Annotated in this window: 16 protein-coding genes; 4 read left to right on the top strand and 12 right to left on the bottom strand. The window is 55.1% G+C overall.

The window, feature by feature from the left end; all coding sequences use genetic code 11:
- Nucleotides 1-6: 6 nt before the first annotated feature.
- The 9 genes from B5D61_RS13520 to mutL all read right to left on the bottom strand — a co-directional run bounded on the left by B5D61_RS13520 (nucleotide 7) and on the right by mutL (nucleotide 13035).
- Nucleotides 7-1947: a vWA domain-containing protein gene (locus B5D61_RS13520; RefSeq protein ID WP_078813902.1), complete on the bottom strand. Its 1941-nt coding sequence runs from the start codon at nucleotides 1945-1947 to the stop codon at nucleotides 7-9.
- Nucleotides 1948-1956: 9 nt separating this feature from the next.
- Entirely contained in the window at nucleotides 1957-2982 is a 1026-nt protein-coding gene (locus B5D61_RS13525; RefSeq protein WP_078813903.1) for a vWA domain-containing protein, read from the bottom strand.
- Complete coding sequence (locus tag B5D61_RS13530) at nucleotides 2979-3512, bottom strand: DUF4381 family protein (RefSeq protein WP_078813904.1); 534 nt, start codon at nucleotides 3510-3512, stop codon at nucleotides 2979-2981. The genes B5D61_RS13525 and B5D61_RS13530 overlap by 4 nt, the downstream gene beginning before the upstream one ends.
- Nucleotides 3512-4420 carry a DUF58 domain-containing protein gene (locus B5D61_RS13535; RefSeq protein ID WP_078813905.1) on the bottom strand — a complete coding sequence of 303 codons (909 nt, stop codon included), beginning with the start codon at nucleotides 4418-4420 and terminating at the stop codon, nucleotides 3512-3514. The genes B5D61_RS13530 and B5D61_RS13535 overlap by 1 nt, the downstream gene beginning before the upstream one ends.
- A gap of 73 nt (nucleotides 4421-4493) precedes the next feature.
- Entirely contained in the window at nucleotides 4494-5495 is a 1002-nt protein-coding gene (locus B5D61_RS13540) for an AAA family ATPase (protein ID WP_078813906.1), read from the bottom strand.
- Nucleotides 5496-5878: 383 nt separating this feature from the next.
- The gene (gene rsgA, locus B5D61_RS13545) at nucleotides 5879-6994 is read right to left on the bottom strand and encodes a ribosome small subunit-dependent GTPase A (protein ID WP_078813907.1); all 1116 of its coding nucleotides are present in this window, start codon (nucleotides 6992-6994) and stop codon (nucleotides 5879-5881) included.
- A 65-nt stretch (nucleotides 6995-7059) separates the two neighbouring features.
- Nucleotides 7060-8472, bottom strand: a complete 1413-nt coding sequence (locus tag B5D61_RS13550) for a DUF1501 domain-containing protein (RefSeq protein WP_078813908.1) — start codon at nucleotides 8470-8472, stop codon at nucleotides 7060-7062.
- Between the two features lie 31 nt (nucleotides 8473-8503).
- Nucleotides 8504-10951, bottom strand: a complete 2448-nt coding sequence (locus tag B5D61_RS13555) for a PSD1 and planctomycete cytochrome C domain-containing protein (RefSeq protein WP_245846538.1) — start codon at nucleotides 10949-10951, stop codon at nucleotides 8504-8506.
- Nucleotides 10952-11097: 146 nt separating this feature from the next.
- The gene (mutL, locus tag B5D61_RS13560; RefSeq protein WP_078813909.1) at nucleotides 11098-13035 is read right to left on the bottom strand and encodes a DNA mismatch repair endonuclease MutL; all 1938 of its coding nucleotides are present in this window, start codon (nucleotides 13033-13035) and stop codon (nucleotides 11098-11100) included.
- Between the two features lie 109 nt (nucleotides 13036-13144).
- On the opposite strand from mutL, the gene B5D61_RS13565 reads away from it, so the two are divergent.
- Both B5D61_RS13565 and B5D61_RS13570 read left to right on the top strand, forming a co-directional pair.
- Nucleotides 13145-13474 carry a HesB/IscA family protein gene (locus tag B5D61_RS13565; protein ID WP_078813910.1) on the top strand — a complete coding sequence of 110 codons (330 nt, stop codon included), beginning with the start codon at nucleotides 13145-13147 and terminating at the stop codon, nucleotides 13472-13474.
- A gap of 114 nt (nucleotides 13475-13588) precedes the next feature.
- Nucleotides 13589-14386: a hypothetical protein gene (locus B5D61_RS13570; RefSeq protein ID WP_078813911.1), complete on the top strand. Its 798-nt coding sequence runs from the start codon at nucleotides 13589-13591 to the stop codon at nucleotides 14384-14386.
- 306 nt (nucleotides 14387-14692) lie between these two features.
- Here the strand turns inward: B5D61_RS13570 and B5D61_RS13575 are convergent, their stop codons facing one another.
- On the bottom strand, nucleotides 14693-17491 hold the full coding sequence (locus B5D61_RS13575; protein ID WP_078813912.1) for a PVC-type heme-binding CxxCH protein: 2799 nt from the start codon (nucleotides 17489-17491) through the stop codon (nucleotides 14693-14695).
- 232 nt (nucleotides 17492-17723) lie between these two features.
- On the opposite strand from B5D61_RS13575, the gene pgsA reads away from it, so the two are divergent.
- Nucleotides 17724-18296, top strand: a complete 573-nt coding sequence (gene pgsA / locus B5D61_RS13580) for a CDP-diacylglycerol--glycerol-3-phosphate 3-phosphatidyltransferase (protein ID WP_078813913.1) — start codon at nucleotides 17724-17726, stop codon at nucleotides 18294-18296.
- Between the two features lie 109 nt (nucleotides 18297-18405).
- Complete coding sequence (der, locus tag B5D61_RS13585) at nucleotides 18406-19785, top strand: ribosome biogenesis GTPase Der (protein ID WP_078813914.1); 1380 nt, start codon at nucleotides 18406-18408, stop codon at nucleotides 19783-19785.
- 128 nt (nucleotides 19786-19913) lie between these two features.
- Here der and B5D61_RS13590 read toward each other — a convergent pair whose 3' ends face one another.
- Complete coding sequence (locus B5D61_RS13590) at nucleotides 19914-21179, bottom strand: hybrid sensor histidine kinase/response regulator (RefSeq protein ID WP_078813915.1); 1266 nt, start codon at nucleotides 21177-21179, stop codon at nucleotides 19914-19916.
- A 25-nt stretch (nucleotides 21180-21204) separates the two neighbouring features.
- Nucleotides 21205-23976, bottom strand: coding sequence for an ATP-binding protein (locus tag B5D61_RS13595; RefSeq protein ID WP_078813916.1), 2772 nt, complete (start codon nucleotides 23974-23976; stop codon nucleotides 21205-21207).

Here is a 23976-nt window from a genome sequence, read left to right on the forward strand (position 1 = left end):
AAGCAATCACCAATCCTTGCCATTCGGCGCGGGGTCACGTGGGCGGACGAGTTGAGCTTTCTTGTGATCATCCGCATAGGTGCGCAGGAAGGCACGCGCTTCGTTGCGGCTGAACCCGGTGGCGTCATTGGTTTCTTCACCTTCTTCCGCCATCTGAGCCTGCTCTTTTCCTTCCCCAGGCTCATCCTGCTTGCCTTCATCGCCAGCCTGGATTTGTCCTTCGGGAAGGTCTTCTTTTTCTTCTTTCTCTCCTTTTTGTTTGCCTAAGCTTTCTTTGCGGCTGCGGTCTTTATTGCCTTTGCCCTGACCGTTAGGATCACCATCCTCACCCTCTTCGTCCCCTTCTTCGCCTTTCTCGCCCTTTTGGCCTTTTTGTTTGTCGCCCTTTTGGCCTTTGTTCCCCTGCTGCTCTTGCTGGTCCATCTGCTTCTGGAGTTCTTCCAGACGCTTTTTCACAAAGTCACGATTTTCTTCCAGTTCCTTGTTTTCGGGATCAAGCTTTAAGGCCGCATCAAAGTGCTTCACCGAATCTCGCCATGCTTTCAGGGTGAACTTCGGTTGTTTAGCCAGCACCCGATCTCCTTGATCATACAGACTGTGTGCCAGCCCCTGATGTGCTTGCTCCTGAACCTCAGCTTCAGGAGATTCTAAAGCATCGCTGAAAGCGCCCACAGAGCGATCATAGTCCTTGATCTGATGACTGGAGTATCCCAGCGCCTGCGCATAGCGATAGCGCACGGTGTCCGCGGGATGGTCATCCAGCAGCTTGCCGAACAGATCAGCCGCCAATTTATGATTCCCGTTCTTCAGAGCCTCTTCGGCTTTTTCTGGATCCGCTTCCTGGCTGCTGAAGATGGAAGCGATTTTATGATTCCAGTCGAAACCCGCTGCGGAAGCATTCGGTTCACTCAAGCCTAAGCTGAGCAAGGCCAAGGCTGGAGCCATCCGGCGAGCCCTGGGGGAAGATCGGATAAACCACGCAGTCATAAGTAACAATACTCCCATAGACAACGGCCATTGAAAACGTTCGATTGGCTTGACGAGTTGCTTCGCCTCATTCGTTTGAGCCTGAAGAGCCGAAAGCAGCTCTCGGACCACCGAAGCCGCCAGCGGCTGGGACCCGAGCTTCAAATATCTACCCCGAGTGGTGGTGGCGATCTCTTGCAGAACAGTGCTCTCCAACTTGGTCTTCACCACATTGCCCTGACGATCTCGGATGTAGTCTCCCTGACGCTCAGGATCTGGATCTGGGATCAGCGACCCGGCATCGGTGCCCACCCCGACGGTGAGGACGAGGATATTTTTTTTCGTCGCTTGCTGAGCGAGCTCACGAATCTGCTCATTCGGCTCACCTCCATCGCTGAAAAGGATCAGACCATGATTACGAGCCGGACTCTTTTCGAAAGTTTCCATGGCCAACTTGAGAGCCTTGCCCAAATCACTGCCACCGCGGGGCACCGAAGTGAAGTCCAGAGACTGAATCGCCTCGATCACGGCTTCATGATCGGTGGTCAGAGGGGCCTGGAGATAGGCATTGCCCGCAAAAGCGATCAATCCGACTCGATCTGACGTCAACGTCGCCAGGAGATCCTGCGCTGCCAGCCGAGCACGAGTGAGTCGATCCGGAGTGATGTCATTGGACAGCATCGAGCGGGAGGTATCGATCGCAATAATTACATTACGCCCTGACTCCATCTGCACGGTTTTATCTTCCCCCCAACGTGGTTGGGCGATGGTGATGATGAAACAGGTCAGAGCGAGCAATTGCAGCACAAAGATCCCCCACGCTTGTCCGCTGGGCAGACGCGTGACCAGTTGCTCACGCAAGCGCGGGGCCGTCATCCCGCTGACAATGCTTTGAGCACGCTGACCTGACCACCAGCGCAGGCCGATTAAGATCGGCAGAGCGAGCAGCAGATAAAGCAGATGAGGAGAAGCGAACGTCATGAGAACAGGTCAAGTAGCCACAGCCACGGGAGCCGTATCGAGTAAAGTGAAGCGCAGCAGCAAGCCCAGCGCGAGCAAGGCAGCGGCTAGAGCCGCCGGCACAAAGAAGAGTTCCTCGGTCTCGACAATGCTGCGCTTTTTGATCTCGGATTTCTCCAAGCGGTCAATGGTATCAAAAATGTCCTTCAGTGCGGACAGATCCTGCGCCATGTAGAAATTGCCCCCCCCGATCCGTGCGACCTCCTGGAGCGTGCCTTCATCGAACTCCTGACGGCCACTGGTGATGACTCGGCCATTCGGCAACGGAATCATGTGAACCCCGGGCGTGCCGATGGCAATGGTGTAGATCTTCTGTCCCAGAGTGGCCGCCAGTTTAGCTGCATCCTGCGGGCTCAGCTTACCGCTGTTGTTCGCGCCATCGGTCAGCAAGATGATGACCTTACTCGGCACATCCTCTTTATCCAGACGCCGTGCCGCAGCCGCCAAGCCGGAACCAATCGCGGTGCCATCCTCCATCACGCCTGTCTGCACACGATCCAGGTTCGATTCAAGCCACTCGTGATCCAAAGTCAGCGGACAAGGTTGATAAGGTGCGCCCGCAAACGCCACAATGCCCACACGGTCATTGTTACGCCCACGAATGAAATCACGCATCACCCGCTTAGCGGCCGTGAGGCGGTTGACCGGAGAACCGCCGATGTAAAAGTCCTCGATCAGCATGGACAATGAAACGTCCACCGTCAGGCAGATGGCGATGCCCTCCGTTTTATCTTCATCATGCGAAATGACCTTCTGAGGTCGTGCTAAAGCCACAATGGCGGCAAAGAGGCTGAACAACACCCATCCCAGCAAGGTATTCCCCCTCGAAGATTTGGCCTTAAAACCCAGATCTTTGAGAATGAAGGCGGTGGGAAAATTCACCGCCGGGGCCTTCCCCGGCTTGCCACGCCACCAAGCCATCAGCGGCAGTAAGACCAGCGCATACAGCCATTCCGGCCGAGCTAAGATGATGTCAGGCAGAAAGGGCACATTCATGGGCGATCCTCCTCCAGATAACCGATGGCTTTTTCAACCAAGGCCTGTGCAGCCTGGGAACTCGAAGGCACGGGAGCAAACGACAACTCATCCCATAGAGCGGCGAGAGACGCATACTTCATCAGCCGAGGAGAGGCTGGGGGTGTTTCAGTGCTCTCAAAAATCTCCCGGGTGGTGCGGAAGGGGGCTGGAATATTGTAACGGTCAAAAAAGTATCGCCGCAGGATCTCCGATACCTCCGCGCTTGTTTGTCCCGGTGGCTGGCTGGCCGCTTGCGGCAGCAAATTTTTCAGCGCGTTCATGGCAATGCTCCAGGGCTTCTTCGGGGCCGGAGGCGAGGGCTGGCGAGGCCGCAGCAAAAGCCACAGAACCAAGGTCAGCAACGCCACCAAAAGCAGCGCTGCCAGCAGGTAAACCCAGACCGGAACCGGTGCTGGGGGAAGAAAAACTTGAGGCAAGTCAGGATGCGGCAGGGGCTGAAGAGGCGGCCCTGCCGGGGCCTGCGCCTGGGCTAACCAAAGATTCATCATCAGCGCTTCCTCCTTCTGCGAGCTCTAAAGTAAGCCTTCATCGCGGGAGCATAATCATCATCCAGCCGCACATCGATGCGCTCGACCCCGTTTTTGCGCAGCATGCGCATCAGGCCATCCTGGCGCTCGCCGACGGCCTGCGCGTATTGCTGCCGCACCCCAGGATGGGACGTGTTAACGACAAATTGCTCTCCGGTTTCAGGGTCCTGCAGACAGATGCGGCCGACCTTGGGCAACTCCCACTCCCGGGGATCACTGATTTGGGCGGCGACGACATCATGCTTCGCAGCCACGGCGCGGAGGTTGTGCTCCCAATTCGCATTCGGCGTCAGGAAGTCTGAAACCACCACCACGAGGGCACGATGAGCGATCCGCTCGATGGCCAAATCCAACGCTGGAGCCAAATCTGTCTTCGCGCTTTTAGGACGAATGGTCAGGATGTCTCGCAAGATCCGCAAGGCATGAGGGCTGCCCTTTCGCGCCGGCAGATAGTGCTCGATCCGATCTGAGACGAGGATCAATCCCACCTTGTCTTGATTCTGCACCGCACTGAAGGCAAAGACCGCGGCCACCTCGGCAGCGCGTTCCCTTTTGCTATCCTCCTGGCTGCCATAGTCGCCCGAGCCACTGACATCCACAACGATCATGACCGTCAGCTCACGCTCCTCAATGTACTTGCGCACAAAGGGCTCGTTCATACGAGCCGTGACGTTCCAATCCAAGAAGCGCACGTCATCCCCCGCTTGATACTCACGGAAATCATCGAACTCGATCCCCTGCCCTTTAAAGCGGGAATGATATTGACCGCCCAAAGTCTCTTTCACCATGCCACGGGTGATCAATTCAATGCGCCTCACCCGCTTGAGAATGCGGGTGAGTTGTTCGTCGTTGTCTGGGGTATTCAGCATGGAGACCGGCTGGACTTAAATGAAACAGCGTGAGCTTGAGACCTGAAAACCGAAGCGAGAGCATCGGCCAGACTCACGGCACAGGCAGCTTATCGAGCAGTTGTTTGATCACCTCTTCACTGCTGACGCCCTCCGCCTCGGCCTCATACGAAAGCAGAATGCGGTGGCGCAAGATATCCGGTGCCAGATCCTTGATGTCCTGAGGCGTGACGTAATTGCGACCCGCCAAGAACGCATAGGCTTTGGCAGCCAGAGCCAAATTGATGGTGCCACGAGGTGAAGCTCCGCAGCGAATCAGCAGTTTCAGGTGAGGGGCGAATGTCTCTGGCGCACGTGTGGCCTGGATGATGGCCACGATGTAGTCGCGGATTTTCTCATCCATATACAGAGAGTTCACCAGAACACGGCTGGCGACAACGTCTTCCGCCTTGGCCACTTGACTGACTTCCAGCTTGGGAGAGCTCGTAGCCATCGCATCCAACACCTTCCGCTCCTCTGCTGGGCTGGGATACACCACCCGCACTTTGAAAAGGAAGCGGTCGAGCTGCGCCTCAGGGAGCGTGTAAGTCCCCTCCTGATCGATCGGGTTCTGAGTGGCCAGCACCATGAAGGGATCAGGAAGCTTGTAGGTGTTGTCACCGATCGTCACCTGACGCTCCTGCATGGCTTCCAGCAGGGCGCTCTGCACCTTGGCAGGAGCACGGTTGATTTCGTCAGCCAGCACGAGATTGGCAAAAATCGGCCCCAGGCGAGGTGAAAAGCTGCCGTCCTTCGGGTGATAAACCATAGTGCCCAACACATCCGCAGGCAGGAGATCCGGAGTAAACTGGATGCGCTTGAACTGTGCGTGCAGTGCCCCCGACAAGGTGCGCACGGCGAGTGTCTTCGCTAAGCCAGGAACACCTTCCAAAAGCACGTGGCCATTGGTCAGGAGGGCGACCAGCAATCGATCCACAAGCTCCGTCTGCCCGACGAGCACGCGGGCAATCTCGGCCCGCAACGGAGCAACCCACGTGGATGCTTTTTCAATGGAAGTTGAATCAGGAATGGCTGGCGGTGATACAGAAACAGACATGCGGCAGGAAAGCTCAATGGTGGCAGGTAGAGAGTCAAGACAGGACCTCTATGTTCAAAACGACAGAACCACGTTTTTTTGCCGCAAAAGATTCTCTATTTGCCTCGAAACCCACAATTCAGCAGAAGGCGGTCACCAAACGCACCTGACACAGGGACCCCAAGCGCGCACTTCCGGCGGAATCGTGGGCACATCGGGCCACCCGCCGCCTCAGTGCCAACGACGCGGCAGGCCGATGGACCGGAGCGCGAGTAGGGCTCCGCCATACTCGCCTAGCATTCCCAGGATGACGAATACCGAAAAAGGTGGGGGTGGTTTTGACCGTCGCAGGGGCCTTGGCCGAGCGGCATCGAAGCCGAAACAAGTGGACAACTCGGTAGTGACTAACGCTGGCGCCGCTCCCTCGGCTCCAACTCGTGATCTGGGTCCCGACGCTTTTCATACTGCCTCACCTTGCTTTTCAGCTCCCGCTTGGAGCGACGCTCCACCGTCATTTGGCGCTTGCGGCGGCTCTGGCGGAGTTTCTCGATCTCTTCGTCCAGCAGGAGATAGCTCTCATAGCGCCGCGGGTCCAGTTGCTCCGCCTCAAGGGCGGCCCGGATGGCACAGCCAGCATCCTTACCGTGTTTACAGTCTGAAAATCGGCACTGCAAAGCCAGTTCTTCAATGTCCAAAAAGCCCTCCCGCAAGGTCTTTTCATCCGTCCACATCTGCACCTCTTTGATGCCGGGATTGTCGATGAGAACACCGCCTTTGGGCAGGATGATCAATTCGCGCGCCGTCGTCGTATGTCGCCCCTTGCCCGTGAGTTCATTGACGTCATCCGTCCACTGATACTCATCGCCCAAGAGCTGATTGAGGATGGAGGATTTCCCCACGCCGCTGGAGCCAATCAGTGTCACGGTCTGCCCTTTTTTGAGATACTGCCGGAGCACCGACAGCGTGCGCTTCTTATTCGCGCAGGTGATGAAGACATCCGCGTCGGGATTGAGCTCCTGAATCTCGGCCGCCGCCTCTTCATTATCCTCCTTCTCGTAGAGATCGGATTTATTGACGAGAACCACCGCTTTAGCCCCACTGCGCTTGATGAGGGTGAAGTAGCGCTCCATGCGACCGAGACTGAAATCGGTGCCCGCATCCGTCACCACCACCACCACATCCACATTGGCGGCGAGGACCTGCTCCTCCGTGCTCTTGCCTGCCATTTTACGTGAAAAGCAGGTGTGCCGGGGCAGGCGCGCACGGATGACATGCTCCTCGCCTTCATCGCCGACATCCAGAGCCACCCAATCTCCCACCGCAGGCAACTCCGCATCCGTCTCGGCATCATGATAGACCTTGCCACTCATGATGGCTTCATACTCCTCGCCATCACCCACGAGAGCCCCGTAAGCGATCTTGTTGTCACGGGTCAGCCGCGCAGGTTGCCAGCCTTGCTTGTAGTAAGGGGCAAACAGTTCTTCCCAGGTCTTATTCCAGCCGATGTCTTCCAACGTCATTGGCGGACATTCTAGGAGCGAATGGACAGGAATAAAGTCTCCATCACACTCTTCGTGATAAGATTTCAGGCCATGATTTCCTTGGCAACGGTTCCATAAACATCGGTCAGCCGGAAGTCGCGTCCGGCGTAGCGGTAAGTGAGCTTCTCGTGATCCAGGCCCAACAGATGCAGAACCGTGGCGTGCCAGTCGTGAATGTGCATCTTGTTTTCCACCGCTTCATAACCGTAGTCATCCGTGCGGCCATAGGTCATGCCGCCTTTGACCCCACCGCCTGCCATCCAGAGGGTAAACCCTTTGTTGTTATGATCCCGACCATCTTCGCCCTGACTGTACGGCGTGCGGCCAAACTCTCCGCCCCAGATGACCAGAGTATCTTTGAGTAGCCCACGCTGTTTGAGGTCCTGAAGAAGACCCGAGATCGGCTGATCAATCTCACTGCAATTGCGCTCCAGAGCCGTGCGCAGATTGAAATGATGGTCCCAATTTCCATGTGTGATCTCAATGAAGCGCACCCCAGCTTCCACCAGCTTCCGCGCCATGAGGCACTGCTTGCCAAAGGTGTCCGTGGTCTCATTGCCGATGCCATAGAGCGCTTTTGTCGCTGAGCTTTCCTTACTGAGATCGAGCACCTTGGGCACCTCCGCTTGCATACGGAAAGCCAGCTCATAGGATTCGATGACGCCCTCCACTTCAGCACTCACCCCACCATCCTGCTGCATGCGAGACTGGTTGAGCGCCTGGACCAAGTCCAACTGGGTGCGCTGCGCCTCCGTGCTAAAGCGATTGTTCTGGATGTTCGCCATGCTGGCCTGATCCCCACCCCGCCCAAAACGGCGCGCCAAAGCACCACCGCCAGGAACTCCGGCACCGCCGATTTTTGTGCCTTGATAAATAGCGGGTAAAAAAGCACTGCCATAGCTCCGCGTGGCATTGCCCGGCGGATTGATGGTGATAAACCCGGGCAGGTTTTCATTCTGCGTGCCTAACCCATAGAGAGCCCATGACCCCAATGAAGGTCTGACAAACTGGGTTGTCCCCGTATGCATCTGGGTCACTGCCTGCGGATGCGCAGGGAGATCCGTGGACATGGAATGAATGAGGCACAGGTCATCCGCCTGCTTGGCCAAATGCGGCAGCAGTTCAGAAACCCACAAGCCGCTTTTCCCATACTGGCTAAACTTCCAGGGCGAGCGCATCAGTTTCGCCTGGCCATAACGCCCGGCGATTGAGGGCGCACTTTTACCATCATCCGCCATCAGCTTGGGTTTATAGTCCAACAAATCCACATGAGACGGTGCCCCCTGCATGCACAGGAAAATCACATGCTTTGCCCGCGGTGCAAAGTGGGGTGACTTGGCCGCTAAAGCGGAACTGGCGCGCAAGGCCTGTTGCTGAGCCAGTGCGGCAAAGGCCAGATAGCCGAAGCCATTGGACGTGGTCTTCAAAAACTGACGGCGATTGAAAAACGGATTCATGGCATCAAGGAGGTGGAATCAGGAAATCGATTCAGTTCAGGTAACGGAATTCAGCACTGGCCAAGAGACTTTGACAAAAGGCTGAGAGGGCGACTTTTTGAGCTCGATCCTTTGCTTGCTGGGAACCTTTGCCCTCAGTCGCCTCAGGCACAAAGCGCGACCAAAAACTCTTGATCGCAGTCCATTCCTCAGCCGAGGGAACTCGTGAAAAAGCGAGCTGATAAGCGTAGTGCAGACGATCCAGGGCTGTGCCGGGATATTTGCCCAACCTTTCAGCAAAGGCATCGGCGGCACTCAACACCTGCGGATTGTTCATCAAGAACAGACTTTGGCTCGGCACATTGGTGGTATCGCGCTCGCCATTGACCAAACTTGCATCTGGGAAATCGAACACGGTGAGAAACTCTGGGATCTGATCCCTCAAAATGGGCAGGTAGATGCTGCGGTAGTTGTAGGACGGAGTCGAGATGTCACGGAACAAGGTCACTAAGCCTTCCCTCCCCTCGCCTGCACGAGCGACAGGGGAACCGTCCACGGGATAAAGATTCAGCGTGCCTGCGACAGCAAGCATGGAATCCCGCAACGCCTCTGCATCCAACCGACGCTGATTCATCCGCCAATGCCATTTGTTGTCTGGGTCCACCGCATAGTTGGCCACGTCGTAGGTCGATGCCATTTGATAACTGCGACTGAGCATGATCTCGCGGATCATCGACTTCACCGACCAGCCTTTTTTCACGAAGGAGATCGCCAAATAATCCAACAGCTCTGGGTGGCTGGGCTTCTGCCCCATGAATCCAAAATTGTCGGGAGTCGTCACGATACCTGCCCCCATGAGCTTCGACCAGATGCGATTCACCATGACGCGTGCGGTTAAGGGATTGTCCGAACTCGCGATGAACCAAGCCAAATCCAATCGGCCACTGCCCTGACTGATGTTACGAGGCTCATCCTCCGCACATAGCACCTCGACCAAGCCACGAGGAACGACATCCCCAGGTTGCTTCAAATCCCCACGCACGAGCAACGGGCTGTTGACCGGGAGATCACGATCCAGGACCCCCATCGCCAACGAACGAACCGAGCCATCGTCGTAAAACTGATCCAGATCGGCCTTGAGAGCCTCCGACCGATCCCGTGCTGCACGAATGCGCAGCAAATCAGCCGCGTTGTTGTTTTCCCTCCTCTCTCGGCGTTGCGCCAAGACAGCCCGCTCAGCCTCTTCAGCGGAGGCGTTCGCCGTCTCATAACGCTGTTTGAGCTCGGCATACTCCGAGGCCGAGATGGAGGCCAATCCTGAGATTTGCCCAGCCCCAGGTTCCAGCTCGATCAACGAACTCGGATTGTTATTCTGGAGTTGCCGATTCGTGCCATACAGCGTCTCACTGCTGAGGAAAATACCCGCCAGCGCATAGTAGTCGCGCTGCGTCACGGGATCGAACTTATGATCATGGCAGCGCGCACAGGCCAGCGTTAGCCCCAGCATGGATTGAGAAATCGCATCGATCTGCTCATCCACCATATCCATCGTAAACTGGCGGCGGTCTCGGTTGTTGTGCCCTTTCGACCCTATGGCCAAAAAACCAGTGGCCACGATCTTTTCCGCCTGATCGCGTTGACTCTCATGACGCATGAGATCACCAGCAATCTGCTCTTTCACAAACTGGTCGTAGGGTTTGTCGCGATTGAAGGCATCAATGACATAATCCCGATAACGCCAGGCATGGGGATAAAGCACGTTCACTTCCTTACCACTGCTCTCCCCATAGCGGGCCACATCCAGCCAATAACGCCCCCAGCGCTCACCAAATCGAGGTGAATCGAGATACTGCTGAATGACCTGCTCTGTGGCTTGTGGAGAAGTGTCTTTGAGATACGCCTCGACTTCTTCTGGGCTGGGTGGCAGCCCGGTCAGGTCAAAGGCGATGCGGCGAATCAAGGTGCGCCTTTCGGCGTCCGGAGCAGGTTTAAGCCCCGCTTTTTCATAGCCCGCCTGCACCCACTGATCAATGGTGGAACGAGCCCAACTGGCGTCCTTCAATTCAGGCACAACCGACAGCTTCGGTTTCTGAAAAGACCAGTGCTGCCGCCCTTCCTTCATATTGATCTCACGTCTCCCCCCCGTAGCGTTGGCCACTGTTTGCTCACGTGGATCGGGAGCCCCCATCTCAATCCACTTTTTGAAGTTGCTGATCACCTCTTCGGGCAGCTTGTTTTTCGGAGGCATTTGCATGTCATCCCGCTGCCAGGTCATGGCCTCGTAAATGGAGCTTTCGCCGACGCTACCGGGAGTCACGCCGGCATGGCCAGACTCACCGCCGAGCTGCAATCCTTGCTTGGTGTCGAGCGTCAGCCCCCCTTTAATCTTATCCGACGCCGCCGAGTGACACTTGTAACAATGCTCCACCAAGACCGGGCGGATGTTCTTTTCAAAGAACTGCAACTGATCCGCTGAAACTTCAGCATGGGCACCGCTCATGATCTCTGCCGACGCTGCACTCAGCGCCGCAGTCCAGATCAATGAGAAAAAGAGGCTGGAGAATACCTTCATGGCCGTCATCGATTTTTACGATGACGTGAAACCCGGTTAGGCCAGACGAGTTGCGAGCTTTTTTTGAAACCTTATCAAGGAGCCTGCCGTCCGAACTTTCTCTCCAGCTCTCCCAAAGACATTTGAATCAAGGTCGGGCGTCCATGGGGGCAGCAATACGGCATCTCGCATGCGAAGAGATCATTCAGCAATGCCTGCAACTCTGGCATGGAAAGTCGGTCATTGGCTTTCACGGAGTGGCGACATACGGTCGTAGCGATCATATCCTCCCCCAACCGCAGCGCTGAGGTCTTCGAACTCAAGCTCTGCAGTTCCTCAATCACCTGGTCCAACCAAGCCAACGGGTCGTCGGTTTTCAGAAAAGTCGGCAGCGCCTCAATCTTAAAGGTATTAGGCCCGAAAGGCTCTGCTTCGATTCCCAGCCTCGCCAGCGCATCCAGATGGCGTTTCAGTAAATCCGCTTCTCGGGGACTGGTCTGGAGCGTCAGAGGCATCAGCAGCCTCTGAGAGGGCACACCGCCTTTTTCCATGGCTTTGCGCATCTTTTCGAAATTGACGCGTTCGTGAGCTGCATGCTGATCCATTACCACAAGACCCTCGGCGCTTTCCATGAGGACATACAGTTTATGCAGCACGCCGATGATGCGAAAGGAGGGCATGCGAGACATCGAATCCGGCGACTCGCCTCCATCGACTGAAGAAGATGCATCATGGCCCATCGGCTCCCCTTTTTCAGCAGACAGCCTATCCGGAGCTTCTTCAATCGGCGCCACCACCTCTCGTGGAGGAAGGCTGGGGGAAACGACCTGAGGCGTCACCGGCTCGGCGGGTTTCTCCCGCCACGCTGGCGCAAAATCGGGCTTGTCCTTCATGCGTAAGCTCCCCTGTTGCGCGGGGAACTCGCTATTCAAACGCGGCGCTAGGACCGGCCCTGCGGATGGCATCGCTAATTCCACCTGTTCAGGCGCAGGTGATGGAGCCGCTGGGCGTTGGGCGGGCACATGCCCCGTAGGAAGCTTACTCCCGGTCTCCAAAGCCCTTTTGACAGCTCTGGCCACGGCTTCACGAACCGCAAAACCATCGTGAAAACGCACTTCCTTTTTTGCGGGATGCACGTTGATGTCAAAAGCGTGGGCATCCATCTCCAGGAACATGAAAGTCACCGGATACTGCCCCTTCATCAGTGCATTGTGAAAGCCCTCCTTCAAACCGTAGTTGATCGCAGGGCTCTCGATCGGGCGACCATTCAAAAAAGTAATCTGCTGCTGGCGGCTGGAGCGGCTCAACCCTGGCCCCCCGACATAACCCGCCACACTGACGCCCAGATGCTCCACCTCAGGCAGCTTGATCAACCGCAATACCAGATCTTCTCCCACCAATCCACGAATACGCTCCAAGGGATCTTCCGTCGCTGGTAGATGGAACGCCACACTTCCATCTCGAATCAACGTGAATGCCGTGCCGGGATTGGCAATCGCGTGCAGCCGAAACTGTTGCTCGATATGGGCATATTCAGTGGCTTCCGTCCGCAGAAACTTCCGTCGAGCAGGCACATTGAAAAAAAGCGAACGCACTTCAATGACCGTCCCGGCTGCGCCGCCATGGTCGCGCACGCCACTGAGCTTACCTCCTAACACCTCGATTTCCGTCCCACTCAAGACATCGCGTTCCCGTGTCGCGAGACGAAATCGGCTCACACTGGCGATGCTCGGCAAAGCTTCTCCGCGAAATCCAAACGTTCGAATCGCTGCCAGGTCCTCTTTGGTCCGGATCTTGCTCGTCGCGTGCCGCTCCATGCAAAGCAAGGCATCTTCCCGGTCCATCCCGCATCCGTCGTCGGTGATGCGTATGAGTGCCGTGCCGCCACGCTGCACCTCGACCGTCACATGCTTCGCGCCAGCATCCAGGCTGTTTTCCACCAGTTCACGGATGACGGCGGCGGGGCGCTCCACCACCTCTCCTGCCGCCACTTGGCTGGCTAAAGAATCCGAAAGAATACGAATTTTTGACATAACACTGCAAATAGTGCAGGACGAATGCACGTAACCCATCATGTGACACGATCACACCAGATTGCGACACCTGGTTTTCCCAATTTCCCTCCTGACCTTTGTTTTTAATATGATTCAACTCACTTCGAACGCCATTAGCGAGCTTTCCCAGATGCTGACCGCCAAGCAGGCTGTCGCTGGCAGCGGGCTCCGGATCGGTGTGGAAAAGGGCGGATGTGCTGGATGGCAATATGCAATGAGCATTACCCAGCCTCAACCCTCCGATCATCTTTTTACCGATGGGGGTGTCACCCTCATTGTGGATCGTGACAGCCTTCGCCTTCTTGAAGGTAGCACAATTGATTACGTGGACGATCTGAATGATTCAGGCTTCCGAGTCATCAACCCGAACGCAACCCGCAGCTGCGGCTGTGGAACATCCTTTGAACCAAAGGAATAGATGTGAGGAACAAAATTTCGGTTTATTCACAAAAAAAACTTTTCTTTTTGGTTTGAACCAGTAAAATTTCATAGAGCTACTTTTACAGTTTTTAATAATTTTCTCATTTTTGATATGCAAGTTCGTTTTCTCAGCGACGGCAGCGAATACCGCTCTTACGGTGGTGGTAGCCTTTCCCAGAAAAAAGAGGGCGGTGGCATCTTCTGGTGGGCCATTTTGATTACCCTCCTTATGGGGGCTGCAACTTTCTGCTGGTTTTTCAGCATCATGGTTTTTTCACACCCTGAAAAACCCTTCAATTACAAGGTTCTGGCAAAATTTAAAAAACTTACGCCACTTCGTCCTTATACGATCTACACCGCTCCTAATGGGAAGTCCTTCGGCCCGCGGGATCTGTTGGCGGAGTTTTATTCCTATAACTATGAGCAGCTCAGCGTGCGTAATGACATGCTGAAGCGTTCCTATCTCAAAAATTACCAACACGAACAGCCCCTCTACCTGCTGGGCAGTTTCCGCGTTCTCAATGTCCGCGCACTGACCGATTCAGATGTGTTTACCAAAGGCTGGATCGTTCGTGCTCGTGCCAGTGACCTTGAAGATGTGGATCTTGAATTGGTCCTGCCAGGGCTAACCAAAGACTCGCCTCCCTTCACCACCGGAGACACATTCAATCTCCAAAAGCGCAACTATGCCTCCGCGTTGCATGTCCAGCGGATGGAAGAAGATCGGATGTGCGTGACTGTGGTGCCGCTCGCGTATCAAGCAGTGTCCAAAGCTGGGGCGGATAGCCTTGCATTGACCCCTCCAGAAAGCCTGAACATGGAAGCCTATTGGCCAATCACACGTGATCCGGGACCTGAATTCGCGGCAACGAAAGATGAAACCGTAGAGGTCGCCTCAGCCAAACAATAAGTTTAGCAAGCCACAGAACTCACATTCAGTTAGGTAAACATTGAAAAACCGCGCTCAATCGAGCGCGGTTTTTTTCATTTCTCAACCCACAGAACAAGCCGCAAGGACACCTAACAATCAATAACATCACCCAGCATCCATCAAGGCATAGACGCAGTAGTGAATAAGGAAGAGACGCCTAACAAATCCTACAACCATCTTCACGGAACTACCGGAGCAATTAGACTGACCCTATCCTTACGCTGATCTCAGTGACGGCGTGCTATTATCCAAGAGGCTGTAACGCTCCAAACTCTCTTGACCGTTTCACTTGAGACTCAGAATGAAAGCTTTGACGTCCTCATACTCTTGCGGCTTCAAGATCAATTGCATGGGCGGCATCGGGCTGATCGGCGTGGCGGTATAACCCTCCGCCAGCTTGGCGTTTGGATTGACCAAGGACTCGATCAAATAGGCATCGTCTTTACGGCCTGCTATTCCGTCCAAGGCAGGACCCACAGTGCTACCTTTACCCCTCAGTGAATGGCAGGTGACACAAGCGGCCACAGGATGCTTCCAAAAAATTTGTTCACCACGCTCACGATCCCCGATGAGAGGTTTGTCTTGGGTCCCTGCGGGAACAATCAATTCACACAAGCTGACATCATCAAAGTAGCCATCCCCTTTGGCGACGTGTAGCAAATTGATACTCGCACGCGTCTTATCCGGATTGGTAAAGATCACTTCCACCTCATTCCAATCACTGTCTTTTGCGGTGTCCTTTTCGGTCTCGTGGCGACCGATGTGATCATTAAAACTGACCTTGCCTTTCAACGCATGCGTCTTCACCCAACCACGCAGGCGATAGGTTCTACCAGGCTTTAATGCGACATCCTGATACAGGCTGGTGTCCGCCTCATCGCGGGTAATGCAGCGGACCGCTCGTTCCCCATCATGAGCGTTACCCTCACCTGTCAGACTTGCCCACTCGGCCTTGGCATTTCCTGGCTTTTCTCCATAGTCACGACGACGCCACCCTTCTGGAAGGCCATCAGCGCCCACTTTTTCAAATCCAGCGTTTACCAAGAGGTTGGGCCCTTCTTGATAGAGTTGCACGTGATGCTTTTTCGACAAGACACGGCTTGCCTCTAACAACCATTCATCCTGAGCTGTCGCAGGATCTGCGATCAACTGACCGACCAGGGTTTTGATTTCGTCGGAGGTTTCAAATTCGGCTACCTTAACCCAAGCGGCGAGACGAGTCTGCAAATTAGGATCTTGGACGACACCTGAACCGAAGAGCATCGAAGACGCCCCTGCGTCACGCCCCAGTGCCCGTATCGCATTTCGACGCAGCACGCCGTCAGGAGACAGTAATGCGGAGCGATGGGTCGCCTCATCCAAGCGTCCAAGGCCGTGCAGCGCCCATAAAGCATGCACTGCCCCGATACCACCCGCCTTGATCCGCCTAACAAGATCCGCATCATCGACTTCTCCAGCTTCCACGAACTCCCGTTGAGCAGTCAGCCGGGACCACTGAGTGTCTCCATCCAAGGCGGGTGCCTTAACGACAGCGGATTTCCCTTTAGCCACGACTCGATAAATTCGGCCGCGAGTATGATCGCGCAAATCGTTCTTGTGTGCTCCCCCTACACCCGTCTCCCCCTTAAAGCCGCCTCGTTCGATACTCGGGGTGGGATTATGCTGAATGATGAAGTTCTGAAAGTCGGCAAACCAGATCGCTCCGTCGGGTCCCACTTCGGCAAAAACTGGCGACATCCATTCATCCGAACTCGCCACCAGATTAAATGCATCCTTGGCGATGTAACCTGCGCCATCCGCTTGAACATTCATCAGAGAGATGACCTTCATCGTCGGCTCGCACACCATGGCCATGCCTTGCAAGCGATCAGGGAGTGCCTTGCTCTCAATGAATGCACATCCAGCAGCAGCCGTGTAGCCATTGAAGACATCCACCTGCCGAAAGTTTGGCGTGATCGAGTGGACGGTATCGACCTGATTGATTTTCTTGGCCGTCATGACCCGGATCCCTGCCGGGGCGATCGTGGCCGGGATACCTCCATAGAAGAGTGGGGCCCCATTGGCCGTGCCGCCAAACTGATCTCCTGCTGCGTTGGCACTATGCCCCCAGGCATTGTTGGTGAACTGATGCAAGAACTCCAAAGCACTGCCATCGGCGCGGAAACGATACGTGCCCATGGTAAAGCTGAGCTTTTTCCCACCAACCTCACCGTCAAACCCACTGTAACCGACGCAGCCGTAAATCCAGTTATCCAAGCCGTAATGAAGATTGCTCGCTTGAGCATGAGTATCCCGGATGCCATAACCCGTGATGATATCCTGGCGGATGTCCGCCTTATCATCGCCGTCTGTATCTTTCAGGAACATGAATCGGGGAGGTTGACTGACGATCACCCCACCGTTGGCAAAGACGAGCGCCGTGGGAATATTGAGATGGTCGGCGAACACGGTGAATTTATCTGCACGCCCATCTCCATCCGTGTCTTCGCAGATCTTGATGGAATCATGCCCACGTCCATCCTCCTCTAAGCCGTGAGGGTAATCGCTGGTTTCACACACCCAGCAGCGTCCACGCGCATCCCATGCCATGGCAATGGGTTTACGGATGTCAGGCTCAGCCGCAAACAGCTTCAGTTCAACATCAGCTGGTACTTGTGTGCGCTCCATGCTGCCTTTGACGCTGAAGGGATGTTGAAAGGTCACCGGTTGCGGACGTTTCTCGTAGTTGGCCACCATCGGATGGCTCTCACGGATTTCAGGTTCTCGCTTCTCGATGAACGCCATGTAGGAATCGCGACGCTGAGGGGAAAGGGCCTTCAAAACACGCTCCCGAACCTCGTCAAAAGACCCCGCTTCCGACGATTGAATCACGACGTCATACTCATGGGCTCGTGAGTCGTCTTGAGCATAATCGAACCAAATCGCATCGCGGCCGAGATTCTTCATCAGGTCGTGCAACGGTCCCACCTGAGTCTGCTCCGCCCCCTCATGATCAACATAAAGCACACGGATCGGCCCTTCCGAGGGTCGGTCCGCCAAGATGAATAAGGGAATCAACAAAAGAGAAATGCAGAGACGCTTCATGGTTGGGCTAACAGCTTTTAAGTTCGTGCATGATAACGCTCGCCCTCTAGCCACTCCCTAGGACAACTTTTATACGAAATCGGACACAGATGCTCATTTCCCGGTGCAGACGCGCTCAGAGAGTCTGGGAGACATCCACGTCGAAAAAGACTTCCGAATCCCCGCTCCTGTGGGAAAAGACAACGTCTCATTGCAATCATGCCCTTAGCGGGTTAAAGAACAGGTCCGCTCTGTGACCTTTGCCACCCAGATCACGCTCTTTCGCATCCTCCTCATCCCCGTCTTCGTTGGGTTGGCGATCTATTATGGGGATAGCGTCGCTTTGGGCCAGGCCAACGAAATGCTACGTTGGTGGACCATTGCGGTGTTTGCAACGGCGGCGCTAAGCGATGCGGTGGATGGCTATGTCGCTCGCCACTTCAATCAAAAGAGTCGTTTAGGCGCTATTTTGGATCCTTTGGCAGATAAACTCTTGCTGCTCTCCGCCATCATCACCCTGAGCTTCACAGGCTGGCGCCAGCATTTCCCCCTGTGGTTTCCCGTGCTTGTGATCTCCCGTGACCTCGCCAGCATCGGAGGTGCCTTTCTCATCGACTACCTCACGGGGAAATGCGTCATCCAGCCGCACTGGACGGGCAAAGTGGCGACCTTTGCTCAATTTGCTGCTATCCTCTGGTTGATGCTCGATTTCCCAGCCCTGGCTTGGCCGACAGCCGTCGCAGGTGCCTTCACCGCCGTCTCCGGCTTCTTAAATTTAGCAGCGGGCGTCCGTCAGGTACAGAAGCATAGCGGTAAGCATGTTTAGTCGATGATCCTGTGGCATCGCAGGGGTTTTCCTCCCCTTGACCCACCGCCCCTCCGCCGCCATCTCTTCCTCTTCATTTTTCGTCAGATTCAGCCCTCCATTTTCCCTCATGCGTAAAACCGTCGCCATCGTAGGCCGCCCGAACGTGGGCAAATCCGCCCTGTTCAACCGCCTGGCCGGGATGAACATTTCCATTGTCCATGATTTGGCCGGAGTGACTCGGGATCGTATCACCGCTGAATGCCGACGCGGTCCCCAGGTGTTTAACATCATGGACACCGGAGGTATTGGTGCCAATACGGAAGATGTGTTGACCGAGCAGGTGCAGGTGGAAGCCGCCATCGCCCTGGATGTGGCAGACCTACTGCTGTTTGTCGTGGATGTCACCGCAGGTATCACCACCATCGACGAATCCCTGGCCCTAATTCTGCGCCGAACCAAAAAACCCGTGCTGCTGGTGGCCAACAAAGCCGATTCAGAAAAGCGCCGGATGGGAACGGCTGAATTTACGCGCATGGGCTTTGGTGACCCCGCAGAAGTCAGCGCGGTCCATGGGCACGGTATCAATGATCTCGTAACAACCATTGTCGAAACCCTCGACATCGCAGAGGAGGAGCCTGAAGATGAGCAGGAAAAAAGACGCAACGCCCGCCCTTTAAAGCTCGCCATCGTGGGCCGTCCCAATGCGGGCAAGTCTTCCCTGGTGAATGCGATTCTGGGTCAGGAGCGTGCCATCGTAAGTGATGTTCCAGGGACCACCCGCGACAGCCTGGATGTCTTCTGCACCTTCAACGGCAAGAACTATCAGCTGATTGATACCGCAGGGATTCGCAAGCAAGCCAAGGTGGATGACCAAGTGGAGATCTTTAGCATTCAGCGGAGCTATCAAGCCATCAAACGAGCAGACCTCTGCCTGTTGGTGATCGACTGCGCCGGCGGAGCCAAAATGCAGGACCGCAAGGTGGCTCAGATGATTGTGGAAGAGAACAAGCCGTGCATCCTGGTGATGAACAAGTTCGATCTCTTTCACCCTCACGCGAAGCAGAAAGATCGTATCGAAGAGCTAACCGAGGTCATGCGCCGCGAGTTCTTCTTCCTCAGTTACGCCCCGTTGATTGCTACCTCCGCCAAGAACAGCGAGAATATCGGTAAGCTCTTCGTCCAGATCGAAAACGTGCGTAAAGGAGCTCAAGGTCGCATCGGCACAGGCGTGCTGAATCGCCTGATGCATGAAACGATCGAGAATACCCCTGGGCCCCTGGGACGCAGTCCACAAACCTTCAAGCTGCTCTATGTCACTCAGGTTAACGAAACCGAGGATGTCGCCATCCCCGTGCCTCACTTCGTTATGTTTGCTAACCGAGCCGCCAAGATGACCGAAGGCTATCTGCGCTTCCTCGAGAGTGTGATCCGCAAAGAATGGCCCGCCCCTGGTGTGCCCTTCCGCATGAGTGTGCGAGGTAAACAACCGAAAGAACGCAAAAAATAGTCTGCCCTTGAGGCCCCGAGCTTGAAGACTCCACTCTAAAAAACAAAACCCGGAGGCTTTTAATTAACCCCGGGGCTTGTTTGAAAACACGCCACTCTTAGCCGAGCGGCGTTTTGTTATCCATCGGATCAATCCCCAGCCAAGAGGCGCTCCCAGAGCAGATCGTTCATCAGCACCTTGGTGACGAAGTCACGGCTGCTCGTCGCAGTGGGAGCAGGGCTCTCCGCCAGCAGTGGCAGATCGATGGTGAACCGAGCGCCCTGATCGGCTGTATTTTCTGCCTGAATGTGCCCACCATGGTGGAAGACGAGGAAGTAAACCGCCATGAGATTCAGACCAAAGTCAGGCCCGGTTTCCGCATGCATAGCAAACGGATCGAACACGGAGCGGAGTGAACTTTGAGGCAAGCCTGGACCGTTGTCTTGAACCACGAACTGAATGGACACCGGCTTATCAGCGAAGCGCTGGGCGCGAGCAGACACTGCAATGCGAGAACCTGCAGGGAGAACATCGACTTCATCTTGGAGGAGAAGCTGAAACATGCGCTCGAAGCGACGGCCATCGGAAGAGATTTCAGGCAAATCATCTCCAACATCCAAATCTAGCCTCATGCCTTTGGCTTCCAAGGCAGGCATCAGGGATGACACGACGGACAGCAGGGCTTCCTTCGGATTGACTTGAGATTCGGCCTTGGCGGAGTCCGTTAAACTCGCACCATCCAATTGACCGATGAGTTCGGAAATCCGGCCGGCTTGACGCAGAACCTGCGAGTGGAAATCTTGCCAGAACGAAGGATTCTGAAGACGATCCATGTCCACCGCTTCCTCACGCAGCTTGCTCGGGGTGAGATTGAGAAAGGTCTGAACCGCTTCCAACGGATTGCGCAGGTGCTGGCATAGGCCACTGGCAAGCACGCCGAGACTGATCACACGATCTGTAATCACCATATTCTGCAGCACGCTCAGCTTTTCACGCAGGAGGTCATCCCGCTCACGCTGGAGCAAGAAGAACTCCATCGCTCGGCGCAGGGTATTGCGCATGTCTTCGACCTGAAGAGGCTTGGAGACATAGCGGAAGACGTTTCCCAGGTTGACCGCATCCACCGTGACCCCGAAGTCAGCAAAGGCCGTGATCATCATTCGGACGATCTTAGGGCGGATCTGGCGTGCCCGCTCCAAGAGCTGAACGCCTTTCTGACCCGGCATGCGCTGGTCAGTGAGCAACACACCGATTTCATCCCCACGGGATTCAATCAGCTTTAATCCGTCGTTGGCATTGGTCGCAGTGATGATGCGAAACTCTCCGCCGAAAGTCTTCTCAAAGTATTTGAGCGCCATTTCTTCATCATCCACGTAAAGGATCGCGTAGCGTTTATAGTCGTAGAGGTTTTGCATGAGGGGACGATTAGGCGTTTAGGGCTTAGGCTTCGAGTATGGGAGGGGTAACAGGAATTTCCAAAACAAATTCACAGAACTCACCAGGATTGCTTTCAAGCAAAATCCGGCCACCATGCTCAGCGATAATCTGGTGACAGATGGAGAGTCCCAGGCCCATGCCTGCCCCCACATCCTTGGTGGTGAAAAACGGATCAAAGATGTTATTGCGGATGCCTTCGGGGATGCCAGGGCCATTATCGCGGATGTGCAGAGAGATATAATCTCCCTTCTCAACGGCCCAGATCTTGAGGGCGCGCTGTTGCCCCTCTGGGTATTGTTTTTCCGCCATCGCATCCAGAGCATTTTGAATCAAATTGATGAGTACTTGGATGAATTGGTTCTGGTCTCCATGAGCCTCCACATAGGCAGGAAGGTCCGTATTCACATCCACACCTTCTTTAAAGGCGTGTGAGAAAAAGCGCAAGGTTGTCTCGACAGCTTGAGCGAGATTGAATGAAGCCGCCACTTGGCTGGAGTTACGCGAGAATCCGCGCAAATCACTAATGATGCGTGCCACACGGTCCACCCCGTTTTCGATATCGCCCAGCGTTTCGACGAAGTCTGGGCGATCTGACTCTGCCAGCTTCCCTGTCGTGTCCCGGAGAACGAAGAGTGCTTGTTTCGCGTAGTTAAGCGGATTGTTAATCTCGTGGATCAGGCCAGCGCTCAGGCGTCCCAGAGACGCCAGTTTCTCATTTCGGACGAGTAGGGCTTCCGTCTCCTTCACTTGCTCCAGAGCAGCTTCCAAGCGCTGCTTCTGAACTGCCAACTCGCGTTGATAAAGGTGCGAATCCGTGAGGTTTTTCAGACGGACGGAAAGCTCTGTCAGCGAGAAAGGTTTGCCGAGGAAGTCGCTGGCACCCGCAGTAAGACAGTCGATTTTCGTCTTCTCATCAGCCCGTGCGGTGAGTAACACCACGGGGATGTTTTTCGTCGAAGTGCGCTCGCGGAGTTCCCGACACACCTGAAGGCCGTCTTTCTCAGGCATCATCATGTCAGACAGGATGATATCTGGCAGGAATTGAGCCGCTTTCTCGACAGCCTGATAGCCATCGACAGCTTCGATAATTTCGAAACTCTCAGAGAGCTGGGTGCGCAGAAAACGTAGCATATCAGGCTCATCATCAGCGATGAGGAGCTTCGGTTTCTTGCTGCGTTTACCGATCGAGACTTCGACAGGCCGGAGAGTAGCCTGGAGAGAAGTCATCGCCGGGAACAACTCGGCCCGGCGATACAGATCACTGATCCATTCTTTTTGCTCGGCAGGAGCCATGTCATGACCATCCGTCTCTGGCGGAGCTTCAGCCTCGTCTTCGGCTTCTTGGAAGGGCAGCAGGACCGACATGGTCGTCCCTTTGCCTCGCTCACTTTCCACGGAGACACTACCGCCATGAGCTTCCGCAATCTCTTTGACCAGCGATAGGCCGATCCCCATACCCTGATACTTGCGCTGAGAGGAGGTATCAGCTTGCCAAAAACGACTGAAGATATTGGGGAGATCTTCTGGAGCGATGCCCACACCGGAATCGCGGACATCCAAACGCAGCCACTCACCATCTTTCCGAGCCGTCAGATTTACCGAACCGCCCGATGGGGTAAATTTCAAGGCATTGAACAAGAGATTCAGACAGATGCGCTCAAGCTTCTCTGAATCCGCCATGATTCGGCCGAGCCCTGAATCACAATCCACGCTCAGATGAATCCGCTTATCTTTGGCCACACCACCAGCAGCATTCCCTAACCCACGCACAAACTCCTCCAAAGCGACGGGAGCTTTGCGAATCTGAATGGTGCCCGACTCCAATCGGACGAGGTCCAAGAGATCATTGATGAGCTTCAGCAACCGCATCGCATTATTATGCATCGTCGCCAAGAGATCATCCCGCTCCTGCTCGACCATGTGCGGCCCGCGTGTCTTCAGCGTCTCGATCGGTGCCAGCAGCAGCGTCAGCGGAGTGCGCAATTCATGGCTGACATTGGCGAAGAAACGGCTCTTCGCTTCATCCAACTCCCGAAGCTTCTTGTTATTCTCCTCCAATTTCGCGTTGGAATCTTCAAGCTGTGTCTTGGATTGCTCAAGTTGACCGTAGGAATCGGCCAGACGATCATTGGCATCCTGGAGTTTTTCCCGACTGCTATCCAGCCGCTGGCGGAGTTCAAACTCGGTGAGACGAATGTTGTTGTAAAACCAGGTGCCCGCAGCGGTGAACACACCAGTCACAAAGAGGAAATACAAGTTGTTATAAAAGATGCTCGGCTTCTCGATCGGACCGTGCGCGAAACACGCCGCCAGATACATCAAGATCGTCATCAAGACCACGGCAATGCTTTCAGCCAAAGGCCAGCGCATCAGGATGGCCGCCCCAAGCATGACGAGGTTCAACCCCGCATAGTAAGGAGAGGCAAAGCCCTCCCGCACATAGATCATCCAAGCAATGGACCCCATCAACGGGGCGGCCATGGCCAGCCCGAAGACACGGTGCCAGTGACGACCGAACTCCGTGCCTAGGACCATCCGGATGATGATCAAAATGACGACCGTAACGACGCGAAACGGAAAGAACTGCTTCACGCCTTCCTCTTGATACACCACCCAATCAAGGGTGCTGCCACCCAGCATGAAGATACAGGCCAGCACACCGCACATCCGATAGTTCTTCACCCGGATGCCGCGCTCATAGTCCTGAAACTGCCGCATCAATTCAGGAGCGGACAGCGTTTCAGCACTGGAGGCTGGACTGGAGACGGCGGTCAT

It is taken from the genome of Prosthecobacter debontii, from assembly GCF_900167535.1.
GTDB classification, from domain to species: domain Bacteria; phylum Verrucomicrobiota; class Verrucomicrobiia; order Verrucomicrobiales; family Verrucomicrobiaceae; genus Prosthecobacter; species Prosthecobacter debontii.